Here is a 275-nt window from a genome sequence, read left to right as displayed (position 1 = left end):
AAGGCGTTCATCTATTGCCTGGCTATGGTGCCGATGGATGCCGGTCCCGACGAACTTGGCATCTTCTGGCTGGTGCTTCTCGGCATCACCGCCATAACAGGGTCGCTATGGTTTTTGCTGGGCAAGCGGCTTCCCGGAGGGAGGCGGATAGCCGACAAGGTCGCGGGCGCGGTGCTTGTTGGATTTGCCCTGCTGCTGCTTCGACCGTTGTTGGTCGCGATCTAACGCTCGGCAGGAAGCCCCGAGCGCACCGTGGGTGTCGCGCTGCACCTCAG

1 pseudogene is annotated in these 275 nt (G+C 62.2%); it reads left to right on the top strand.

Features of this window, described 5'->3' with window-relative positions:
• Positions 1 to 225: pseudogene (locus EOD29_RS31660) on the top strand (hypothetical protein); the annotation flags it as partial.
• Positions 226 to 275: the final 50 nt, after the last annotated feature.

This window comes from Mesorhizobium sp. M1A.T.Ca.IN.004.03.1.1 (assembly GCF_003997555.1).
Lineage (GTDB): Bacteria > Pseudomonadota > Alphaproteobacteria > Rhizobiales > Rhizobiaceae > Mesorhizobium.
This window is presented reverse-complemented; position numbering and strand designations above follow the sequence as displayed.